Here is a 19,533-nt window from a genome sequence, read left to right on the forward strand (position 1 = left end):
ATGAACGATGAACATACATCGTCTGCAATACCGTTCGCGAACTTGTTCGCGAAGGGGGCGGTATGAACGATGAACATACATCGTCTGCAATACCGTTCCCGAACACGTTCGCTCCTGCGGCCTTAGGCCAGAATCAAAGGCGAACCCGTACCTTACATAGCCGGCACGCCACCCCCGACCAGGGCTTCAGTTGCGTCGTGCGGCACCACAATGGTGTTGTTGCCAGGCGTCAGGATGACCTTGCGGCAATCCTCTTCCTTCTTGTCGAACAGCTTGTAGCCCTTCGCCGCATCTTCCAGTGACATCCGGTGCGTGATGATGGCTTCGGGTTCCAGGCGGCCGGCCTCGATATGCTCCAGCAATTCAGGCATGAAGCGATGCACGTGGGTCTGGCCCATTTTGAAGGTCAGGCCCTTGTCGAACGCATCGCCGAACATGAAGCCGTGGATGAACCCGGCATAAACCCCCGGCACACTGACTACGCCACCGCGTCTTACCGCCGCGATGCACTGACGCAACGCCTTGCCACTGCTGCCTTCCAGTTTCAGCGTGGCCAGAATGGTTTCAGTGGTGCTGCCCTTGGCCTCGAAACCCACCGCGTCCACTACCCCATCCACACCGCGCTTGCCGGCAGTCTGGCGAATGATCGTGTCGGCCGGGTCATCGTCTTCATCGAAATTGATCGGGATCACGCCGTAGGTTTTCTGCGCATAAGCCAGACGATACGGGTGGTGATCGACCATGAAGATCTTCTCCGCGCCGAGCATTTTTGCGCACGCTGCGCTCATCAGGCCGACCGGGCCAGCCCCATAAATGGCAACCGTCGAGCCCTGGCCAATCCCGGCGTTGAGTACAGCCTGCCAGGCGGTGGGAAGAATATCGGAGAGGAACAGAACCTTCTCGTCAGCCAGCGTGCCCGGCACCTTGAACGGGCCGACGTTGGCCTTGGGCACTCGCACGTATTCAGCCTGACCGCCCGGGACGCCGCCGTACAGATGGCTGAAGCCGAACAGCGCCGCTCCTGGTGGAATCGACTTTTTGTTGAGGATCGCGCCACGTCCGGTATTGGTGGTTTCGCAGGCCGCGAACTGGTCGAGGTTGCAGAAAAAGCAGCTGCCGCAGGCGATGACAAACGGGATCACCACGCGATCACCTTTGGCCACAGCCGTGACCGCCGAGCCGGTTTCTTCCACGACGCCCATGAACTCGTGACCAAAAATGTCGCCGTGTTCAACCGTAGGGATTTTGCCGCGATACAAGTGCAGGTCGGAACCGCAGATAGCGGTCGCCGTGACGCGCAGAATGATGTCATCTGCATGCTCGATGACAGGGTCCGGCACTGTATCGACCTTCACACTGTTCGCGCCGTGGTAAGTCAAAGCTCTCATGGTTAATCCTCAGTGGCAGCAGAAAATTCCGATCCGTTACTGAAGATGAACCATGAGGTTTTTGTTGGTTCAGCGCGATTGCTTGACGTGGGGACTAACGGTAGGTCAGTTGCGGAATGCTGTCATATCCTGCAACAGCATGCCCATCAGGCGATTGGCGCCGACACTCAGTTGACGGCCCAATCGGCTGATCAGGTGAGTCTGCGGGCTGCTGAACACCTCATGCTGCAAGGGCAGGGCACGCAATCTTCCGGCCTTTATTTCTTCCTCCACGACAAAGGTCGGCAGCAACGTCACGCCACCCTGCATGGCGAAATGCTTGAGCATCGCGAAGGTGCTGCAGGTCAGCGTCGGCTGCACGGTGATGCCCAACTGGTGCTCGGCTTGCAGCAGGATCTGGCGGATACCGTAAGACACGGCAGGCAGGGCGACACGGTAGTCTTCAAGTGCCCGCAGCTGTATCGGGCCAGGTTCTTCGGCCAGTGGATGATCTGGCGCGGTGATCACACAGACCGGTTGACGCTGATGCGCATGCGAGCGGATTTTCGGATCGGCAGCCGGGTTGAAGACCAGACCGATGTGCGCTTCATCCTCGACCACCTGGCGAATCACTTCGTTGCTGCCACAGACGTTCACGATCAGTTCGATCCTGGGGTACAGCTCGGAAAACCGGGCCAGCGGCTGCGCGAGACTTTCCAGAAAACCCTCCCCGGAGACCAGCGTCACCGAGCCGCTGTGCAGGCCTTTCAGGGCCTGAATCGAATCCAGCAAAACCTCCTGCTGCGTCAATCGCTGGCGGTAGTAGGCCAGCACCTTGTCGCCCGCCTCGGTCGGTTTGACGCCACGTCGATGACGCTCCAGCAGGGGAGAGCCCAGCTCCTGTTCCAGTTGTGCGATCTGGCGGCTCACCGCCGAAGGCGCAACGTTGAGGAAGTCGGCGGCAGCCCGGACGCTGCCCAATCGTACGGCTTCGAAAAAATACAGGATGCGTCGATCTTGAACGAGGCTCATGGGCTTCCAGTGTTGCGCTAAAGGCAACATAAATTCGATTTTTGGATTATTGCTGAGAGGGGAGAGCGCTGTCCATACTCGAATCATCAGCGCATTGCAGGCCGATAGGGCTCGTAGCGTCATCCTCTAATTCGTACAAAATCTTTGATCGGGATGCAGACATGACTTTGAAAGCAGGTGTGATCGGATTGGGCAACATGGGCGGCGGTATGGCTGCCACGCTGGCGGGCAAGGGCTTTGATGTCAGCGGCTTCGACCTGTCGCAGGCCGCGCTGGCCCAGGCCGAAAGCAAGGGCGTCAAGCCGGTTGCCGACCGCACGCAACTGATTCAGGGCGTGGACATTCTGATCCTCTCGCTGCCCAAGGCCGAGCACGTGGAATCGGTGTGCCTCGGCGCGGGCGGCATCAACGAGGTGGGGCGCAAGGGCCTTATTGTCGTCGATACCACGACGTCGACGCCGGAAATGAGCCGCAAGGTCGCCGCCGAACTGGCGAGGAACGGCATCGCATTCATCGATGCGCCGGTGTCTGGCGGCCCGAAAGGCGCTGCTACCGGCACCATGTCGATGGTGATCGGTGCCGAGGACGCTGACCTGGCGCGCGCCATGCCGGTCCTGGAAGGCATGAGCGGGACACGCGTACACGTCGGGCAATGTGGCGCAGGCAACGTCGCCAAGATCGCCAACAACATGCTCGCCGCCTGTCACCTGATCAGCACTGCCGAAGCCGTGGCGATGGCCGCGCGCGCAGGGGTCGATCCGGAAAAACTTCTACAGGGCCTGAATGCCGGTTCCGGACGCAGCGGTGCCACGCAAGTGATGTTCCCGACCTGGGTACTCAACAAGGCGTATGACTCCGGTTTCACCATGGGCCTGATGCGCAAGGACGTCGGCCTGGCCAGCGATCTGGCGGACAGCCTGGACATGGACCTGCCGCTGTCGCGCGTCGTCGCACAATTGTGGCAGGCCAGCAGTGAAACCCTGGCGGACAACGAAGACTTCTGCGCCATCGTGCAACGCACCGATGGCAAACTTTACGGTCATGGAGAATAAGCGATGAGCACTGCAAGAATCCTCGAACTGATGCGTCCTTACTGGGGCGATCGCAGTGTCATCGCCAGCTACGTCGGCGGCCAGTTCATCGAAGGCCACGGCGCGCCCGTCGAAGTGCGCAATGCCCATGACGACAGCCTGCTGCTGAGTTTCCCGGACGCCGACGAGTCGTTGGTCGAAGTGGCCGACAAGGCCGCAAAAGCTGCGCAACAACAATGGTGGGCACTGACCGCTCAGGCACGTGGCCGCGCCATGTATCAGGTGGGCAATCTGATTCGTGACGAGCTGGAAAACCTCGCGCAGATCGAATCCCTGACCGCCAACAAGCCGATCCGCGATGCCCGTGTCGAAGTGCTCAAAGTGGCCGAGATGTTCGAGTATTACGCAGGCTGGGCGGACAAGCTGCACGGCGAAATCATCCCGGTGCCGACCACGCACCTGAACTACGTGACCTACGAACCACTGGGCACGGTGTTGCAGATTACGCCCTGGAATGCGCCGATCTTCACCTGTGGCTGGCAGATCGCCCCGGCGATTGCAGCGGGCAACGCGGTCATTCTCAAGCCGTCGGAACTGACCCCGCTCAGCTCGCTGATGGTCGGCGTGCTGATCGAACGTGCCGGCGTGCCGAAAGGGCTGGTCAACGTGATTGCCGGTTTCGGTCATTCCATCGGCCAGGCGTTCATTGCCAAGGCTGACATTCGCAAGGTGGTGTTCGTCGGCTCGCCAGCCACTGGCCGGCACATCGCCGTGGCGGCAGCGCAGCGTTGCATTCCTGCGGTGCTGGAACTGGGCGGCAAGTCGGCCAACATTGTGTTCGACGACGCCGATCTGGAAGTCGCCTTGCGCGGTGCCCAGGCTGCAATCTTCTCCGGTGCCGGGCAGAGCTGTGTTTCCGGTTCGCGGCTGCTGGTGCAGGAGTCGATCTTCGAGAAGTTCACCAATGCTCTGGCGGTGGCTGCGACGCAGTTCAAGGTTGGTGATCCGAGCGACCCTGAAACCCAGATCGGCCCGATCAACAACGCCAAGCAATACAGCCATGTGAAAAACATGGTCGAGCAGGCGCTCAAAGACGGCGCGAAGCTGGTGGGCGAGCATGCTGATCCGATCCCGGAAAAGCCCGGTTACTACATCAACCCGACCGTTCTGGCAGGCTCAAACGAGCTCTATTGCGCGCAGGAAGAAATCTTCGGCCCGGTGGTGGTGGCGATTCCATTCAAGGACGAAGAAGATGCGATCCGCATCGCCAACGACAGCCGTTTCGGCCTGGCCGGTGGTGTCTGGACCCGCGATGTCGGCCGCGCTCACCGCGTTGCCAGACAAGTGCGTGCCGGGACCTTCTGGGTCAACGGTTACAAGACTATTCACGTCAGTTCGCCGTTCGGCGGCTATGGTGAGAGTGGTTATGGCCGGTCTTCCGGTCTGGATGCCCTGCGCGAGTACAGTGAAGTGAAAAGCGTCTGGGTCGAAACCGCCGCCAAGCCAGCCGCCAGCTTTGGCTACGGCGCGAGTCTGGAGTAAGCACATGTCCATTTCAAAGACGTTGATTGACGAAGCAACCGTGTGGCGCCGCACCCTTCATGCCGCGCCGGAACTGGGGTTCCAGGAGCTGAAAACCTCCGACAAGGTGGCAGAGCTGCTGAGCAGTTTCGGCATCGAGATTCACCGTGGTCTGGGCGGCACTGGCGTGGTCGGCACCCTGCGTAACGGCGACGGCCCGACCATCGGCCTGCGTGCCGACATGGATGCCTTGCCGATTCAGGAGTTGGGCGACAGCGTTCACAAGTCGACCCACAAGGGCTGCATGCACGCCTGCGGTCACGATGGCCATACCGCGATCCTGCTGGCCACCGCCAGGCATCTGGCCGAGACTCGACGCTTTCGCGGCACGGTGCATTTCGTCTTCCAGCCTGCCGAGGAGAACCTCGGCGGCGCACAGCGAATGATCGAAGACGGGCTGTTCGAGCGCTTTCCGATGGAAGCCATCTACGGCCTGCACAACTGGCCGGGTGTGCCTGCGGGGAAGGTGGTGATCAATCCGGGGCCGATGATGGCGTCGCTCGACACTTTTGAAATCATCCTGACCGGCAAGGGCAGCCACGCAGCCATGCCGGACAAGGGCAACGATCCGATCGTGGCCGCGGCCGAACTGGTCCTGGGGCTGCAAACCATCGTCTCCCGGCGCCTGTCGCCACTCGATTCGGCGGTGGTCAGCATCACTCAGTTCAATGCCGGCGAGGCGATCAACGTGATCCCGGAAACCGCCACGCTGCGCGGCACCGTGCGTTGCCTGCAAACCCCTGTGCGGGAAAAGGTTCAGCGCCTGATCGGCGAGTTCGTCGAGCGTTTGCCGACGGCCTTCGGCGTGCGCGGTGAGCTGGTCTACAACGTCGGCTACCCGGTGACCGAAAACCACGTCGAAGCAGCAGCCACGATCCGTCGTGCAGCAGTCGCCGCAGTGGGCGAGGCCAACGTGCAGTGGGGCTGCAACCCGTCGATGGCCTCCGAAGACTTCGCCTTCATGCTGCACGCCTGTCCGGGAGCCTACATCTGGATGGGCGTCGACGGCGAGAAGCCGTCGGCGGCGTTGCACAACCCGTACTACGACTTCAACGACCAGGTCATCGAACCCGGTGTCGCGGTGTGGACCTCGCTGGTGGAGCAGTGTTTGCCGGTGGCTTGAATGGCTCGCGCGCTCACGCCAGCCTTTGATTCTGGCCGTAGGCCATAGAGCTAACCGGTTCGCGAAAAGGACGGTACATCCGCAGGAAATGTACCGTCCCTGACGCTCTCGAATACGTCGCGACGCCGATGAGTGCCTGTCAGCACTCGATCAGGTTGACCGCCAGGCCGCCGCGTGAGGTTTCCTTGTATTTGTCGTGCATGTCGGCGCCGGTGTCGCGCATGGTGCGGATGGCGTGGTCCAGCGAGATGTGGTGCTCGCCGTCGCCGCGCAGGGCCATCTGGGCGGCATTGATGGCTTTCACGGCAGCAATCGCATTGCGCTCGATGCAGGGGATCTGCACCAGCCCGCCGACCGGGTCGCAGGTCAGCCCCAGATTATGTTCCAGGCCAATCTCCGCAGCGTTCTCTACCTGCTCGGGCGTCGCGCCGAGGATCTCTGCCAGGCCCGCGGCGGCCATCGCGCAGGCCGATCCTACCTCACCCTGACAACCGACTTCGGCACCGGAAATCGAAGCGTTTTTCTTGCACAGAATGCCGACTGCAGCGGCGCTCAGGAAAAAGCGCACCACGTCATCGTCATTGGCCGTGGGTTTGAATTTCATGAAGTAGTGCAGCACGGCGGGCACGATGCCAGCCGCGCCGTTGGTGGGCGCCGTCACCATGCGCCCGCCTGCGGCGTTTTCTTCGTTGACCGCGAGGGCGAACAGGTTGACCCATTCCATGGCGCTCAGGGTCGAGCCGATCACGTTGGGGTTGTCCAGGTTCTGCAGATTCTGATGCAGGCGGTAGGCACGTCGCCGCACGTTCAGGCCACCGGGCAGGATGCCGGTTTCCACCAGACCCTTGTCGACACAGGCGCGCATCGCGGCCCAGATCACCATGATTTTCTCGCGGATTTCTTCCTCGCTGCGCCAGACCTTTTCGTTGGCCATCATCAGTTCGGAAATGCTCATGCCGTGGGTCTTGCACAGCTTGAGCAACTGCGCGCCACTGAAAAAATCATAGGGCAGGACGGTTGTGTCGTTGTCCAGCACGCCGCTGGCGGCCTGTTCAGCGTCGATCACAAAACCGCCGCCCACCGAATAATAGGTCTGCTCGTGGAGTTCGCCGTTCTTGCCGTAGGCACACAGGGTCATGCCGTTGGGGTGGTAGGGGAGGCTTTCATCGAGCAGGCACATGTCCCGCTCCCAGACGAAGGTGATGGCCTGTTCGCCCGCCAGCATCAGCTGGTTATCGGCACGCAGCGCATCAATGCGCTGGTTGACCTGGCTAGGGTCGATCTGGTCAGGCCACTCACCCATCAGGCCCATGACCGTTGCGCGATCGCTGCCGTGACCGATGCCGGTGGCCGACAGAGAACCGTACAATCGCACCTCGATCCGTTCTACGCTGTGCAACCGGTTGTGATTGCGCAGCTCGGTCACGAACAGCGCACCGGCGCGCATAGGGCCGACGGTGTGGGAACTGGACGGCCCGATGCCGATTTTGAACATGTCGAAGACGCTGATAGCCATCACGAAGGTCCTTCAGGTGAGATGATGCACGGGAATTTGGTATTCCCCTTTTTCTGTTACTCATCTTTGGCTTCGGCTGTCGAAACGACAAACGATTGTTGCTATGCAACGCTTTAGCGGAACTCTTCAATGAGCAGAATCTTCAACGCACAGATGCACGCCTGGCTCCAGGTGTTCGCCTGCGCGGCCCGTCACCTGTCCTTCACCCGCTGCGCGGAAGAATTGCACGTCACCCCCGGCGCGATCAGTCAGCAGATGCGCCAGCTTGAGGAGCGCCTGGGCTTTGCGCTGTTTCACCGGGTCGGGCGCGGACTTGAGCTGACCGCTGAAGGTCAGCGTCTGGCGGTGGTCGCCAACGAAGTGCAAAGCCGTATCAGCGAAGAACTGCGCCTGCTGTATTCCGGGCGTATCGGCGGGGTGTTCAAGCTGCGCTGCATTCCATCATTCCTGAGCAAATGGTTGATGCCGCGCCTGCCACGCTTGCAGGCAGCGTTTCCGGACATCCAGTTGCGGATCATTGCCGAGGACAGCAGCGGGTCGTTGCGTGATGACGATTTCGATCTGGCCATCGACCTGAACGACGGCAGCTATCCGGGGTTGTCGACTACGCCCTTGCTGGAGGAAGAGCTGTTTGCGGTCTGCTCGCCTGACCTGCTGGTGGGCAAGCCGCCGCTGGATACGCCGAGTCAGCTGGTGCACTTCCCGTTGCTGCACGACATCACCGCCTGGCGCGGCAGCTATGAATACGCGGAGTGGGAGTTCTACCTGACGGCCATCGGTGCCGATGGCATCGACGTGCGTCGCGGCCACACGTTCAACCGTAATCATCTGACCATCGACGCCGCGCGCATGGGCATGGGCGTGGCCATTGCGCGCAAGGCGCTGATCACCGACGAACTGGAGCAGGGCTTGCTGATCGTGCCGTTCGGTCATCCGATCAAGGCCAGAAAGAAATACGTGCTGGCCTATCGCGAAGGGGCGCTCAGCACCCCGTCACGTCGCGCAGTGCATGACTGGCTGGTGAACGAGGCGCTGGGCTGACTCGCGCCGAATCAGGCAGTGCGGATCAATGGAACAGCTCGGCGATCAATACCGCGCCAATGAACGTACCGAAGTTGGCGAGGAACGACACCAGCACAATCCGCCAGCCCAGGCGGCGGAAGGCCGGGAGGTCCTTGGCAATCGACAGACCGGCGAAGGTCAGCATCGGGGTAATGACCGCCAGCAGGTTGATCGAGCTGGTGATCCGCGCAATTTCGGCGGCCCATGGGCAGGCTGGCGAGGTCAGGAACATCGCGACCAGTGACACCATGCACACTGCGGGGATCTTGCGGCGAAGCAGGTTGCACAGCACCTCTCCCGCGAAGGCGCAGAAAATCATGATGCCCATGCCGGTGAAGGCATCGCCTGACAGTGTCTTGTAGCCGACATAGTTGGCAATCAGCGCCAGTGCACCCGCCGCCAGCCAGGCACTGACCTTGCCCGACCAGCCCAGTTCCGGCACCTCCAGCGACACGTCGCTGTGGCGCAGACCTTCCTCGCTCATGGACGCCTTGGTGGTGCGGCCGATCAGCGGCTCGAGCACACGATAGCCCCAGACCGCCAGTGGCAGGGAGATGAACAGGGTGAAGTAGGTGCCGATGGTGGTGGTGATCAGGTTCGAGGCTGCCGCCAGGGTCATGACTTCCTTGGCGACTTCCGGTGTCTGTTGCGCGGCAATCGCCCCGGCAGCGGCAGCCATCATGCTGCCCGAGCCGATGCCTGAGCCCATCGCCAGCGAGTTGGGATGGAAGATCCCCAGGCTGGCGATAAACCCGGCGACAATGGCGATGAACAGCGCGCCGAACAGGGTGCCCGTCAGGTACTCGGCCAATACGCCGCGACCTTCAGGAGAGTCCATGCCATAGCGCTCGCCGATGATTGCCAGGCTCGGCTCACGGCCGACCGAGAAGGTCGCACCGATGGCTTCGCGCTTGATACCGAGCATCAGTGCGACCGGCAGACCGAGCATCACGGTGCCGACGAAGTGGCCGAACTCCTGAAACATCAGCGCCCATCCGGAAGCGAACACCACCGGCAGCGAGCCACCGACCACCAGGCCGAGCTTGGCGATGAACAGCAGCAGGGCAGGTTGCAGGATGGAAGCCGAACGCAATTGCGTGCCGTGATCGATGCCAATGGTGCCTGGCATACGGCGGCTGGCAAGGCCGATCATCGCGCCCAGCAGCAGCGCCCACACCATCGGCAACAACACCACCTTGCCGGGGCCCAGCGGGATACTGATGGCACCGATCATCTCGGCAATGATGAGGATAATGGCGGCCCAGACATACAGTTTCACCGTCGATGAAACGGCCTGATTGTCACCCGACACTGCAGCGTGTGAGTTTTGCATGATGATCCCCTTGCCTGCTGAATGGCCTTTTTCAGGCCTTATCAATCGTTATTCTGTTTTTCAGGTCGGCGCGGTGAAGCGCCAGGGCAGCGTTGAAAATTCCATGAAGTCATGGAGACCGTTATCCGGCCAAGTATTTTTATGAGGTCTGAATGTAATCCAGACCCAGGCTGCTTCGAGCCTTTGCACGGGGATCGCAGGGTGCGCTATTTGAAGGGATGAGCCTTTGAATACGGCACTTTGCTGTCCACACGCCATCGCAGTATGCATAGCGTGAGGTTGCACACCAATATTGCGAATTTTATTTATCGTTGCTTTAAACAGAACACAGAACGCCCCGTGAATGTGACGCAGCGCGCTCATCGTTATACACAAGTCCGCTTTTGATTCTGGCCGAAGGCCGTAGGAGCGAACTTGTTCGCGAAGACGATGTTTCAGGCGATACATTCTCGTGAAGGCTTGCGGCCCCTTCGCGGACAAGTCCGCTCCTACGCCCGTTGGGCAGAATCAAAACGGCCTTTTGCCCAAGGGGTAGCGAACCGGGAATGTGACGCAGCGCGCTCATCGTTATACACAAATGCGCGTTTGATGCTGGCCGAAGGCCGTAGGAGCGAACTTGTTCGCGAAAGATTCGGTATGGGCGCCAAAAAAGCATCGCCTGAAACATCGTCTTCGCGAGCAAGCTCCCACCAATTAGTAGGCGGGACTGCTCAGCTCCAGCGCCCTGGCGCATTCCTCCAGTGAGCGCCGCTGGGTGTCGGCGTACACGTCCAGTTCGTTGAGCGTCCCGCGTCCCAGCGCCCGTTCGAAATCCTGCTGATTCGAATTCGTCGCGTAATGCGCCTGTGCGTTATCGCCCAGATTGGACTGGAAGATGCCCGCCGCACTGACCGGCAAAAAGTCTTCGTACACCAGTGGCTCGAAGCGCACATGACCTGCTTCGACAAGCTGCTCCAGACTGCCGGATGCGCGCGCGGCAATGCCTGACTCGGTCGGGAAATAGCGGAAGTAGGCCAGACCCTGCCTGCGCATTTCAGCGTGGCTGTCCGGGAACGCCTTGAACGTCTCTTCCAGCAGCCCGGCATAACGCGCGGCATTCGCCTCATTGGGGAACTCGCCCAGCGTATCGCGGGCCTCGTTCAGCAGCCGGTCATACAGCTCGCGGCCTTTGGGCGTCAGGGCAGCGCCACGCTGTTCGATCTCGCCGAAGCGTGCCGAGTGGCTGCCCGACTGCCTGCCACCCTGGCCGATGAAGGCAATCGGTTCTTCCAGCGCCTTGAAGCTGGTCTGGCGCAGCAGAATCGGGCAATGACGACGCGGCGGTCCTTCGACCACTGCCTTGGGTGTGATGCCCTTGCCAGGCATGCCGGCCTGAACCGCATCGATGTCCAGCGTGCGTGGCGTCAGGTGGTTGATATGCGGACCTCGAAACGCCACCACATCAGCAATCAGGCGATGCTGAGTGTTCAGCTTCTGGTAATCGTCCAGCGAAACGGTCGCCGTGTTGTGCCAGCGAAAGGTTTCCAGCGCCTGCTGAATGAACTCGGCCGCATCGGCTTCGCTCAAGCCGCCGTCTGCCTCATGCTTGTCGATCAACGCCAGGGCGCCAGGCGTGAAGATGCTGCGCTTGCCCAGCACCTGACTGGCGAACTCACGCAGGCCGTCGCTTTCGATCAGCTCCAGACGCAGCAACGAGGTGAACACGCGAAACGGACTGACCTGCAGCGCCTGCTCATGCACGGCGCGAAAGGCGGTGGAGTGAACCGGCACGCCGGCCGCGCTCAGGTCGTAGTAACCCACCGGCTGCATGCCCATGACCGCGAACAGGCGGGCGAGGGTGGCCAGTTCCTGTGCCGTGCCGACGCGGATCGCACCGTGCCGTTCCATGTCCAGGCGCTGGATTTCACCGGTCTGGCGCAGGCTGTCCAGCACACTGCTGTCATGGCTCATGACCTGTTCGTTGACTTCACTCACCAGCGCCATCAGCGTGCCGTACAGCGGCACTTCGTGCTTGTACATCTGCGACATGGCGCGAGAAAAACCCGCGCGGATCTGATCCGGGTCGGCAAAGCGTGCTGTGCTCATCAGGGTGTTTTCTCCGTACGGGTTCAAGCCAGCGCTGCCAGGCAGCGCTCGAAAATATCCAGCCCTTCGTGCAGCACATCGGGCTCAATGGTCAGCGGTATCAGCAGGCGGATAATGTGCCGTGACTTGCCGCTGGGCATCAGCAGCAGCCCGGCGTCCCTGGCCGAGCTCAGCAGCTCGGCGAGCTGTCGGGTGCCGGGTTCGCCCTCCGCCGTGATCAATTCGACACCGCGCATGCAGCCAACACCGGTCAGCCTGCCCAGATACGGCGACAGTTTGCTCGCCTGCCAAGCTTCATAGCGTGAAACGATGGCGTGTTCCTGCTGCTCGCCCCAACTGGACAGGTTGGCATCGGTCATCTGCGCCAGTGACGCGAGGCCCGCTGCGCAGCCAATCGGGTTGCCGGAATAGGTGCCGCCCAGGCCGCCTTTGGGCAGGTTGTCCAGCAACGGCTTGCGGCCTACCACGGCGCCCAGCGGGATGCCGCCCGCAATGCTTTTGCCCAGCAGAATCAGATCGGGCTCGATGCCCAGACGACTGAACGCAAAACGCTGCCCGGTACGGCCGAAGCCGGACTGGATTTCATCGGCGATCAGCACGATGCCGTGCTTATCGCAGAACGCTCGCAATGCCTGGGCAAAGTCCGGCTGCATGGCCAGAAAACCGCCTTCGCCCTGCACCGGTTCGAAGATGATGCAGCCCACGTCGTTGACGTCGATCTCGACGCTGAACAGCCGGTCCATGGCCTTGAGTGCCTGCTCGGTGGACACGCCATTGTCCTTGCTGGGGAACGGAACGTGAAAGACCGGGCCGGGCAGTACGCCGACTTTCTGTTTATAGGGCGCTACCTTGCCATTGAGGTTCAGGGTCGCCAGCGTTCGGCCATGAAAGCCACCGTCGAAGGCGATGACCGCCGTGCGGCCGGTGGCGCCACGCACAATCTTCAGCGCATTTTCGGCCGCTTCCGCACCGCTGTTGGTGAGCATGCCGCTGAGGGGATAACTGACCGGCACGAACTGCGTGAGCTGCTGCATGAAGCGGATGTACGGGTCGTGAGGCGTGGCGTTGAAGCAATAGTGGGTGAGCTTTGCTGCCTGATCCTGAATGGCCGTGACCACCTGCGGGTTGCAATGCCCCAGATTGAGCACGCCGATGCCGCCGACGAAGTCGATGTAGCGTTTGCCGGCGGTGTCCCAGACTTCAGCGTTGCGGCCGTGGGACAGCGTGATGTTGTGGACAAACGAAATGGATTCGCTGATGTGTTCGCTCATCGGTCTGGCCCCGACTCCGGGTGATCATGATGGCCTTATCCAAACAAACATCGGGCAGCGCTCGCAAACGAAATAAAATCACCGGGTCATTCCAATAATTCCCGATGTAATGGCTTTTCTGGCTGCTAATGATCAGAAGTTCATTCCTAAAAGGAATCATGTTTTTCAAAAACGTCGTTTGTAGCCCGACCCTTAGTGGCTTGATACTGAGGTCATCGATGATTTCCACCGTGGTTTCATGACAGGAGAATCAACATGGTTGCCGAGTTACTAGCACGTCTGGGCGTGGCGAGCAGTGCCCACACACAAGGGGACTATCCGGTTTACACCCCGATTGATGGCAGCCGGATTGCCTCGGTCACGCTTGAAGGCAAGGCACAGGTGGTGGCGCGAATCGACAGCGCCCACAGCGCGTTTCTGAAGTGGCGCACAGTGCCGGCCCCACGGCGTGGCGAGCTGGTGCGGATCTTTGGTGAAGTGCTGCGTGAGCACAAGGCTGATCTGGGCGAACTGGTGTCGGTCGAGGCCGGCAAGATCACTCAGGAAGGTCTGGGTGAAGTGCAGGAAATGATCGACATCTGCGACTTTGCCGTTGGTCTGTCGCGTCAGCTGTACGGTCTGACCATCGCCTCCGAGCGTCCCGGTCATCACATGCGCGAAACCTGGCACCCGCTGGGTGTGGTCGGCGTGATCAGCGCGTTCAACTTCCCGGTTGCGGTCTGGGCCTGGAACACCACGCTGGCGCTGGTCTGCGGCAACCCGGTGATCTGGAAACCTTCGGAAAAGACCCCGCTGACGGCACTGGCCTGTCAGGCGCTGTTCGACAAGGCGCTGAAGATTTTCGGTGATGCGCCCGCAGCACTGGCGCAATTGGTGATCGGTGATCGTGACGCCGGCGAAGCGCTGGTCGATGACCCGCGCGTGCCACTGATCAGCGCCACCGGCAGCACCCGCATGGGCCGTGAAGTCGGTCCGCGTGTCGCCGCCCGTTTCGGGCGCAGCATTCTGGAGCTGGGTGGCAACAACGCGATGATTCTGGCCCCGAGCGCCGATCTGGACCTGGCCGTGCGTGGCATTCTGTTCAGTGCGGTAGGCACCGCCGGTCAGCGTTGCACTACGTTGCGCCGCCTGATTGTGCACCGTTCGATCAAGGATGAAGTGGTCGCCCGCGTCAAGGCAGCCTACGCCAAGGTGCGCGTCGGTGATCCGCGCGAAGGCAATCTGATCGGTCCGCTGATCGACCAGCAAGCGTTTTCGGCCATGCAGAACGCGCTGACCAAGGCCCGCGACGAAGGCGGGCAGGTGTTCGGTGGCGAGCGTCAGTTGCAGGACAAATACCCGAACGGCTACTACGTCACGCCGGCCATTGCCGAAATGCCTGGCCAGAGCGACGTCGTGCGTCACGAAACCTTCGCGCCGATTCTCTACGTGCTGGCCTACGACGACTTCGAAGAGGCCCTGCGCCTGAACAACGAAGTGCCGCAAGGCCTGTCGTCGTGCATTTTCACTACCGACCTGCGCGAGGCCGAGGCTTTTCAGAGCGCCGCGGGCAGCGATTGCGGTATTGCCAACGTCAATATCGGCACCAGCGGTGCGGAAATCGGCGGGGCATTTGGTGGCGAGAAGGAAACCGGTGGCGGTCGCGAGTCCGGCTCCGATTCGTGGCGCGCCTACATGCGCCGGCAGACCAACACCGTCAACTATTCCCGCGAGTTGCCGCTGGCTCAGGGCATCGTGTTCGACTGATGTGAACCGGGCGCTTATTACCGACATTGCTGGAGTTTTTCGATGGTGCAGTTTGCTGAAGGCTGTCTGTGGGAACAATTGACTCCGCAACGTCCGGTCAGCCCGGCCCTGAGCGGCGAGCGGAGCGCCGACGTGTGCATCATCGGCGCCGGGTTTACCGGTCTGTCGGCGGCGTTGCGCTTGCTGGAAGGCGGCAAGTCGGTGTGTGTGGTCGAAGCGCACCAGGTCGGGCATGGCGGTTCCGGACGCAACGTCGGTCTGGTGAATGCCGGGACCTGGGTGGCGCCCGATCAGTTGGACAAGGTACTGGGCAGCGTCGAGGCCAGCCGACTGAATAGCGCATTGGGCGCGGCACCGGCTCTGGTGTTCGCGACCATCGACCAGTACCGCATCGATTGTCAGGACACGCGCACCGGCAACCTGCACATGGCGCATAACGCCAAGGGCCTGGCTGACTTGCGCAGCCGTGCCGCACAGTGGCAGCGGCGCGGTGCCAACGTCGAATTACTGACCGGCAAACCCTGCGAAGACGCCTGTGGCACCGACAAGGTCAGCGGTGCGTTACTCGATCACCGCGCCGGCACGGTGAACCCGATGGCCTATGTCTCGGGCATGGCGCTCAACGTGGTGGCGCAGGGTGGGCAAGTGTTCGGTGATTCTCCTGTCAACGGCTTGCAACGCACCGCTGACGGCTGGAAGGTCTCTACTGCTGCGGGCAGTGTGAGCGCCGAGAAAGTGATCATCGCGTCCAATGCCTACACCGAAGGCGAGTGGACCGATATCAAGGATCACATTTTCACGGGTTACTACTATCAGGTCGCTTCGCAGCCACTCAGCGGTGCCGAGCAGGCGCAGATTCTGCGCGGCGGGCAGGGTTCGTGGGATACGCGCACGGTGCTCAGCAACATTCGTCGTGATGCCCATGGGCGTCTGCTGCTGGGCAGCCTGGGTAACGCCGGCAATTATCCGCTGTGGTTCATTCGTCAGTGGGCGGATCGCGTCCAGCAGCATTACTTCCCGCAACTGGGCCGGGTCGAGTGGCAGAGCACCTGGACCGGGCGCATCGGCTTCACGCCGGACCACTTGTTGCGTCTCTTCGAACCTGCGCCAGGCTTGCTGGCGGCGACCGGTTTCAACGGCCGGGGGGTGACCACCGGAACACTGGTGGGCAAATGCTTTGCCGATTACCTGCTGACTAACGATGCGACTGCACTGCCGATGAGTTTCTCAAGCGGCAAAAAGGTCTTGGGCAGTTCGCTGCGCAGCCTGGCCTACGACACGGGTTTCACCCTGTATCACGCCGGACAATGCCTGCGCGTGGTGCTTTGAACCGAGCGGGTTCAGCTCGTCCTGCTCTTGATGCGCAGCTCTGCACACAGTCCGCCCTGCGCCGAGTTGCGCAGGTGCAGGCTGCTTTCCAGTTTGCGCACGATCATGTCGACGATCGCCAGCCCCAGCCCTGCGCCATTGCTGTGACCCTGACTGTAGAAACGTTCGAACAGGCGCGCCTTCTGCTGTTCGTCGATACCCGGCCCTGCGTCTTCGACTGAAAGGTGCGCGCTGCCATCTTCCTGGGTGTGCAGGGCGACGCGTATCTCGCTGGCGGTCGGGGCGAAATTCAGCGCATTGGTCAGCAGGTTCTGCAGGGCAATGGTGATGGCTGCCGGGTCGCTGCGGATCACGCAATCCTCGCCTTCCTCGAACACCAGATCGACGCGCTTCTCCAGGGCCAGCGGCGTGAGTTCGGCCATCTCCTCGCGTACCAGCGTGTTCAGCTCGAAGGTCTGTAACTGGCTGACTTCAAGGCGCGGTTCCAGGCGTGCCATGGTCAATAACTGACTGGCCAGGCGGGCGGCGCGATCGACGCCATGCACGAGGAAATCCAGTGCTTCCAGGCGTTGCTCCGGGGTTTCGGCCTGGCGCGCGTTCTGCGCGTGGATGCGCAGGATGGTCAGCGGCGTGCGCAGTTCGTGGGCCGCGTCGGCGATGAAGCGTCGCTCGCGTTCCAGCACACTTTCGATCTGGGTCAGCAGGCGGTTGAGCGCGTACTGCATGGGCTCCAGTTCTTTGGGCAGGGGCGTTACATCAAGCGGTTCGAGGCTTTCGGCATCGCGCTTGCGGATGACCCTGGCCATCGCTTGCAGCGGGCGCAGGCCCCAGCCGATAGCCAGCCAGATCGCCACTACCAGCAGCGGCACACCGATCAGCGTCGGCCACAGCGTGTGACTGACAATGCGCTGAATCAGGTCCTGGCGCACGTCATCGCGCTCACCCACCCAGATCAGAAAACCCTGCTGTGGATCGGCGAGGAGAAAGCCGCACCACTCGTGCCCGTTCTCGACCAGATCATGGGAGCCTTCGGTTGCCGGAGGTGCACTGAGCAGCGGGGCTTCGGCCGAGCGCACCAGCAGCTCGCCCGAAGTTCGCCAGACCTGAAAGGTCAGCCGGGTTTCGTAGGGATGGGCCACGCCGCTGGTGCCGACCCGGCTCATGGCCTGATCGAACGCCTGATACAGCTTGTCGAGGTCCTGCTCACCCGCTGCGCGCTGACGCAGCACACCTTGTAGCAGGCGTGCACTCTGGGCCAGCTGTGCATCGTAGACTTCTTCGATTTCGTGATGGCTGTCGCGCAGGGCGAGCAGGCTGATGGTCAGGTCGCCGAGCAGCAACAGCATCAGTACCGGGATCAGAATGCGCGCGCGTACCGAGGTCATGCCTTGAGCTCCAGCAGGTAGCCGACGCCGCGCACGGTACGGATCAGCTCGGTGGACAGCTTCTTGCGCAGGTTGTGAATCAGCACTTCCAGCGTGTTGCTTTCGACCTTGTCCTGCCAGCCGTACAGGGTATTGGACAAACGCTCGCGGGTAACCACCTTGCCGGGGCGGATCATCAGTTGATGCAGCAACTGATACTCCATCGGCGTCATCGGTACTTCGCTGCCCTGGAAACTGACCTGTTGCGACGCCGGATCGAGGCTGATGCCGGCGTGTTCCAGCAGCGGTTGCGCACGGCCCTGGCTGCGCCTGAGCAGGGCGCGGACCCGGGCTTTCAGTTCATCGACATCGAATGGCTTGATCAGGTAGTCGTCCGCACCGGCATCCAGACCGGCAATACGGTCGGCAGTCCCGTCGCGTGCAGTCAGGATCAGCACCGGCAGGGTGAGTGCTTCAGCGCGCAACTGGCGCAGCAGGTCCAGGCCATCCATGCGTGGCAATCCGAGGTCGAGCAGCAACAGGTCGAATGGCTCGCTGCGCAAAGCGTGCAGCGCGCTCAGCCCGTCCTCCAGCCAGTCGAGGGTATAGCCCTCGGTATTCAGGGCCACGCGGATGCCTTGACCAATGGCTCGATCATCCTCGACGAGAAGCAGGCGCATAGGGTTTGACCGGTGAGTGTGGGAAGAAGGGCGCCATGATGCCGTCAGCAGGCAGCAGCGCGAAGTGCCGTGTGTCCGGGAAGATGTTACGAGCTATTACGTATTAAGCTTTTCCTAAGATTCGTTTCGCACAGTAGGCGCTCCTTAACTGCTTGCGAGTATCTGTCATGCGTAAAGTCCTGCTGATTTCCCTGTGTCTGGCCAGCCCGCTGGCACTTGCCGGGCCGCAATGCACCACGGCTGACAAGTCCCAATGGCAGGATCAGGCCAAATTCCAGGAGCAGCTCAAGGCTCAGGGTTACGAGATCAGCAAATTCAAGGTGACTGACGGCAACTGCTACGAAATCTATGGTTTCGACAAGGACAAGCGCAAGGTCGAGATCTATCACGATCCGGTGACGGGTAAAGCGGTGAAGACCGAGACCAAGTAATGAGCCGTTTTTCCCTGCGCCTGTGGGACCCGCTGGTCAGGCTGTTTCACGTCTCGATCGCGGGTGTCTTCGTTGCCAATTATTTCTTCAATGAAGCAGGGGGCGACTGGCATATCTGGCTGGGCTATTACGCGGTTGCCTGGCTGGCGGTGCGCGTGGTGTGGGGATTCATCGGGCCTCGCAGCGCACGCTGGAGTGATTTCTGGCCACATCCGGAGCGCCTGCGTGCGCACATGCGCTCGCTGATCGACCGGCGGCCGATCCATCGGCTCGGCCATTCCCCGCTCGGCGCGCTGGTCATGGTACTCATGATGGTGCTGATCTTCTGCATGGGCCTGACCGGTTTTCTGATGGAAGAGGTCGATGCCTTGTGGGGCGCCGACTGGCCGCAGGATATCCATGAAATTCTCGCCAACACCTTGTGCGCCCTGGTGGTACTGCACATGGCCGCCGCCATCTTCGAAAGCTTTCAAGTGCGTGACAACCTGCCCTTGTCGATGCTGACAGGCAAGCGACGTCCGTTGCCCGAAGATCGCCATCGCTGAAACCACACCTTTGTTCCTCTTTACAGTGATGCCTCCC

The 19,533-nt window shown here is 61.3% G+C and carries 17 protein-coding genes; 8 read left to right on the forward strand and 9 right to left on the reverse strand.

From position 1 onward, the window contains the following. Window positions 1-152: 152 nt before the first annotated feature. A complete protein-coding gene (locus GE543_RS12285; protein WP_153221532.1) occupies window positions 153-1,388 on the reverse strand; it encodes a zinc-dependent alcohol dehydrogenase in 1,236 nt (411 codons plus the stop codon). Between the two features lie 105 nt (window positions 1,389-1,493). Continuing rightward, on the reverse strand, window positions 1,494-2,399 hold the full coding sequence (locus tag GE543_RS12290) for a LysR family transcriptional regulator (protein WP_003314770.1): 906 nt from the start codon (window positions 2,397-2,399) through the stop codon (window positions 1,494-1,496). A 161-nt stretch (window positions 2,400-2,560) separates the two neighbouring features. Between GE543_RS12290 and GE543_RS12295 the strand changes: the two genes are divergently transcribed. Genes GE543_RS12295 through GE543_RS12305 form a run of 3 tightly spaced genes read left to right on the forward strand, consistent with a single transcriptional unit; the run spans window position 2,561 to window position 6,134 of the window. Beyond that, complete coding sequence (locus GE543_RS12295; protein ID WP_046236504.1) at window positions 2,561-3,451, forward strand: NAD(P)-dependent oxidoreductase; 891 nt, start codon at window positions 2,561-2,563, stop codon at window positions 3,449-3,451. A 3-nt stretch (window positions 3,452-3,454) separates the two neighbouring features. Continuing rightward, window positions 3,455-4,972: an aldehyde dehydrogenase family protein gene (locus tag GE543_RS12300; RefSeq protein ID WP_153221533.1), complete on the forward strand. Its 1,518-nt coding sequence runs from the start codon at window positions 3,455-3,457 to the stop codon at window positions 4,970-4,972. Window positions 4,973-4,976: 4 nt separating this feature from the next. Then, window positions 4,977-6,134: a M20 aminoacylase family protein gene (locus GE543_RS12305; RefSeq protein WP_003412556.1), complete on the forward strand. Its 1,158-nt coding sequence runs from the start codon at window positions 4,977-4,979 to the stop codon at window positions 6,132-6,134. 139 nt (window positions 6,135-6,273) lie between these two features. Here the strand turns inward: GE543_RS12305 and GE543_RS12310 are convergent, their stop codons facing one another. Beyond that, a complete protein-coding gene (locus GE543_RS12310; RefSeq protein WP_003349229.1) occupies window positions 6,274-7,650 on the reverse strand; it encodes an L-serine ammonia-lyase in 1,377 nt (458 codons plus the stop codon). Window positions 7,651-7,779: 129 nt separating this feature from the next. On the opposite strand from GE543_RS12310, the gene GE543_RS12315 reads away from it, so the two are divergent. Beyond that, window positions 7,780-8,691 (forward strand): LysR substrate-binding domain-containing protein, encoded by a 912-nt coding sequence (locus GE543_RS12315; RefSeq protein ID WP_003314779.1) that lies wholly within the window; start codon window positions 7,780-7,782, stop codon window positions 8,689-8,691. A gap of 25 nt (window positions 8,692-8,716) precedes the next feature. Here GE543_RS12315 and GE543_RS12320 read toward each other — a convergent pair whose 3' ends face one another. The 4 genes from GE543_RS12320 to GE543_RS12335 all read right to left on the reverse strand — a co-directional run bounded on the left by GE543_RS12320 (window position 8,717) and on the right by GE543_RS12335 (window position 13,401). Continuing rightward, complete coding sequence (locus GE543_RS12320) at window positions 8,717-10,045, reverse strand: DUF3100 domain-containing protein (RefSeq protein WP_003412554.1); 1,329 nt, start codon at window positions 10,043-10,045, stop codon at window positions 8,717-8,719. Window positions 10,046-10,105: 60 nt separating this feature from the next. Then, complete coding sequence (locus GE543_RS27415; protein WP_256664752.1) at window positions 10,106-10,408, reverse strand: hypothetical protein; 303 nt, start codon at window positions 10,406-10,408, stop codon at window positions 10,106-10,108. 330 nt (window positions 10,409-10,738) lie between these two features. Continuing rightward, the gene (locus GE543_RS12330; RefSeq protein ID WP_153221534.1) at window positions 10,739-12,130 is read right to left on the reverse strand and encodes a VOC family protein; all 1,392 of its coding nucleotides are present in this window, start codon (window positions 12,128-12,130) and stop codon (window positions 10,739-10,741) included. Between the two features lie 23 nt (window positions 12,131-12,153). Further along, a complete protein-coding gene (locus GE543_RS12335; RefSeq protein WP_153221535.1) occupies window positions 12,154-13,401 on the reverse strand; it encodes an aspartate aminotransferase family protein in 1,248 nt (415 codons plus the stop codon). 255 nt (window positions 13,402-13,656) lie between these two features. Here GE543_RS12335 and GE543_RS12340 point away from each other — a divergent pair, with 255 nt between their 5' ends. Together GE543_RS12340 and GE543_RS12345 are read left to right on the forward strand one after the other, a co-directional pair. Beyond that, complete coding sequence (locus GE543_RS12340; protein ID WP_046270696.1) at window positions 13,657-15,147, forward strand: aldehyde dehydrogenase family protein; 1,491 nt, start codon at window positions 13,657-13,659, stop codon at window positions 15,145-15,147. Between the two features lie 42 nt (window positions 15,148-15,189). Continuing rightward, window positions 15,190-16,476: an FAD-binding oxidoreductase gene (locus GE543_RS12345; RefSeq protein WP_153221536.1), complete on the forward strand. Its 1,287-nt coding sequence runs from the start codon at window positions 15,190-15,192 to the stop codon at window positions 16,474-16,476. A gap of 11 nt (window positions 16,477-16,487) precedes the next feature. Here GE543_RS12345 and GE543_RS12350 read toward each other — a convergent pair whose 3' ends face one another. Together GE543_RS12350 and GE543_RS12355 are read right to left on the reverse strand one after the other, a co-directional pair. Then, the gene (locus GE543_RS12350) at window positions 16,488-17,861 is read right to left on the reverse strand and encodes a sensor histidine kinase (protein ID WP_003314786.1); all 1,374 of its coding nucleotides are present in this window, start codon (window positions 17,859-17,861) and stop codon (window positions 16,488-16,490) included. Beyond that, a complete protein-coding gene (locus GE543_RS12355) occupies window positions 17,858-18,520 on the reverse strand; it encodes a response regulator (RefSeq protein WP_003349281.1) in 663 nt (220 codons plus the stop codon). Before GE543_RS12355 ends, GE543_RS12350 begins: the two co-directional genes overlap by 4 nt. 167 nt (window positions 18,521-18,687) lie before the next feature. On the opposite strand from GE543_RS12355, the gene GE543_RS12360 reads away from it, so the two are divergent. Continuing rightward, window positions 18,688-18,951: a PepSY domain-containing protein gene (locus GE543_RS12360; protein WP_003349279.1), complete on the forward strand. Its 264-nt coding sequence runs from the start codon at window positions 18,688-18,690 to the stop codon at window positions 18,949-18,951. Then, window positions 18,951-19,496 (forward strand): cytochrome b/b6 domain-containing protein, encoded by a 546-nt coding sequence (locus GE543_RS12365; protein ID WP_153221537.1) that lies wholly within the window; start codon window positions 18,951-18,953, stop codon window positions 19,494-19,496. The genes GE543_RS12360 and GE543_RS12365 overlap by 1 nt, the downstream gene beginning before the upstream one ends. The last annotated feature ends 37 nt before the right edge of the window (window positions 19,497-19,533 follow it).

Origin of the sequence: Pseudomonas sp. SZ57 (assembly GCF_009495975.1) — a bacterium.
GTDB classification, from domain to species: domain Bacteria; phylum Pseudomonadota; class Gammaproteobacteria; order Pseudomonadales; family Pseudomonadaceae; genus Aquipseudomonas; species Aquipseudomonas syringae.

Coding starts and splice junctions, on each gene's coding strand:
- GE543_RS12285 (WP_153221532.1), bottom strand. CDS start 1,388: ATGAGAGCTTTGACTTACCACGGCGCGAACAGTGTGAAGGTCGATACA.
- GE543_RS12290 (WP_003314770.1), bottom strand. CDS start 2,399: ATGAGCCTCGTTCAAGATCGACGCATCCTGTATTTTTTCGAAGCCGTA.
- GE543_RS12295 (WP_046236504.1), top strand. CDS start 2,561: ATGACTTTGAAAGCAGGTGTGATCGGATTGGGCAACATGGGCGGCGGT.
- GE543_RS12300 (WP_153221533.1), top strand. CDS start 3,455: ATGAGCACTGCAAGAATCCTCGAACTGATGCGTCCTTACTGGGGCGAT.
- GE543_RS12305 (WP_003412556.1), top strand. CDS start 4,977: ATGTCCATTTCAAAGACGTTGATTGACGAAGCAACCGTGTGGCGCCGC.
- GE543_RS12310 (WP_003349229.1), bottom strand. CDS start 7,650: ATGGCTATCAGCGTCTTCGACATGTTCAAAATCGGCATCGGGCCGTCC.
- GE543_RS12315 (WP_003314779.1), top strand. CDS start 7,780: ATGAGCAGAATCTTCAACGCACAGATGCACGCCTGGCTCCAGGTGTTC.
- GE543_RS12320 (WP_003412554.1), bottom strand. CDS start 10,045: ATGCAAAACTCACACGCTGCAGTGTCGGGTGACAATCAGGCCGTTTCA.
- GE543_RS27415 (WP_256664752.1), bottom strand. CDS start 10,408: ATGAGCGCGCTGCGTCACATTCACGGGGCGTTCTGTGTTCTGTTTAAA.
- GE543_RS12330 (WP_153221534.1), bottom strand. CDS start 12,130: ATGAGCACAGCACGCTTTGCCGACCCGGATCAGATCCGCGCGGGTTTT.
- GE543_RS12335 (WP_153221535.1), bottom strand. CDS start 13,401: ATGAGCGAACACATCAGCGAATCCATTTCGTTTGTCCACAACATCACG.
- GE543_RS12340 (WP_046270696.1), top strand. CDS start 13,657: ATGGTTGCCGAGTTACTAGCACGTCTGGGCGTGGCGAGCAGTGCCCAC.
- GE543_RS12345 (WP_153221536.1), top strand. CDS start 15,190: ATGGTGCAGTTTGCTGAAGGCTGTCTGTGGGAACAATTGACTCCGCAA.
- GE543_RS12350 (WP_003314786.1), bottom strand. CDS start 17,861: ATGACCTCGGTACGCGCGCGCATTCTGATCCCGGTACTGATGCTGTTG.
- GE543_RS12355 (WP_003349281.1), bottom strand. CDS start 18,520: ATGCGCCTGCTTCTCGTCGAGGATGATCGAGCCATTGGTCAAGGCATC.
- GE543_RS12360 (WP_003349279.1), top strand. CDS start 18,688: ATGCGTAAAGTCCTGCTGATTTCCCTGTGTCTGGCCAGCCCGCTGGCA.
- GE543_RS12365 (WP_153221537.1), top strand. CDS start 18,951: ATGAGCCGTTTTTCCCTGCGCCTGTGGGACCCGCTGGTCAGGCTGTTT.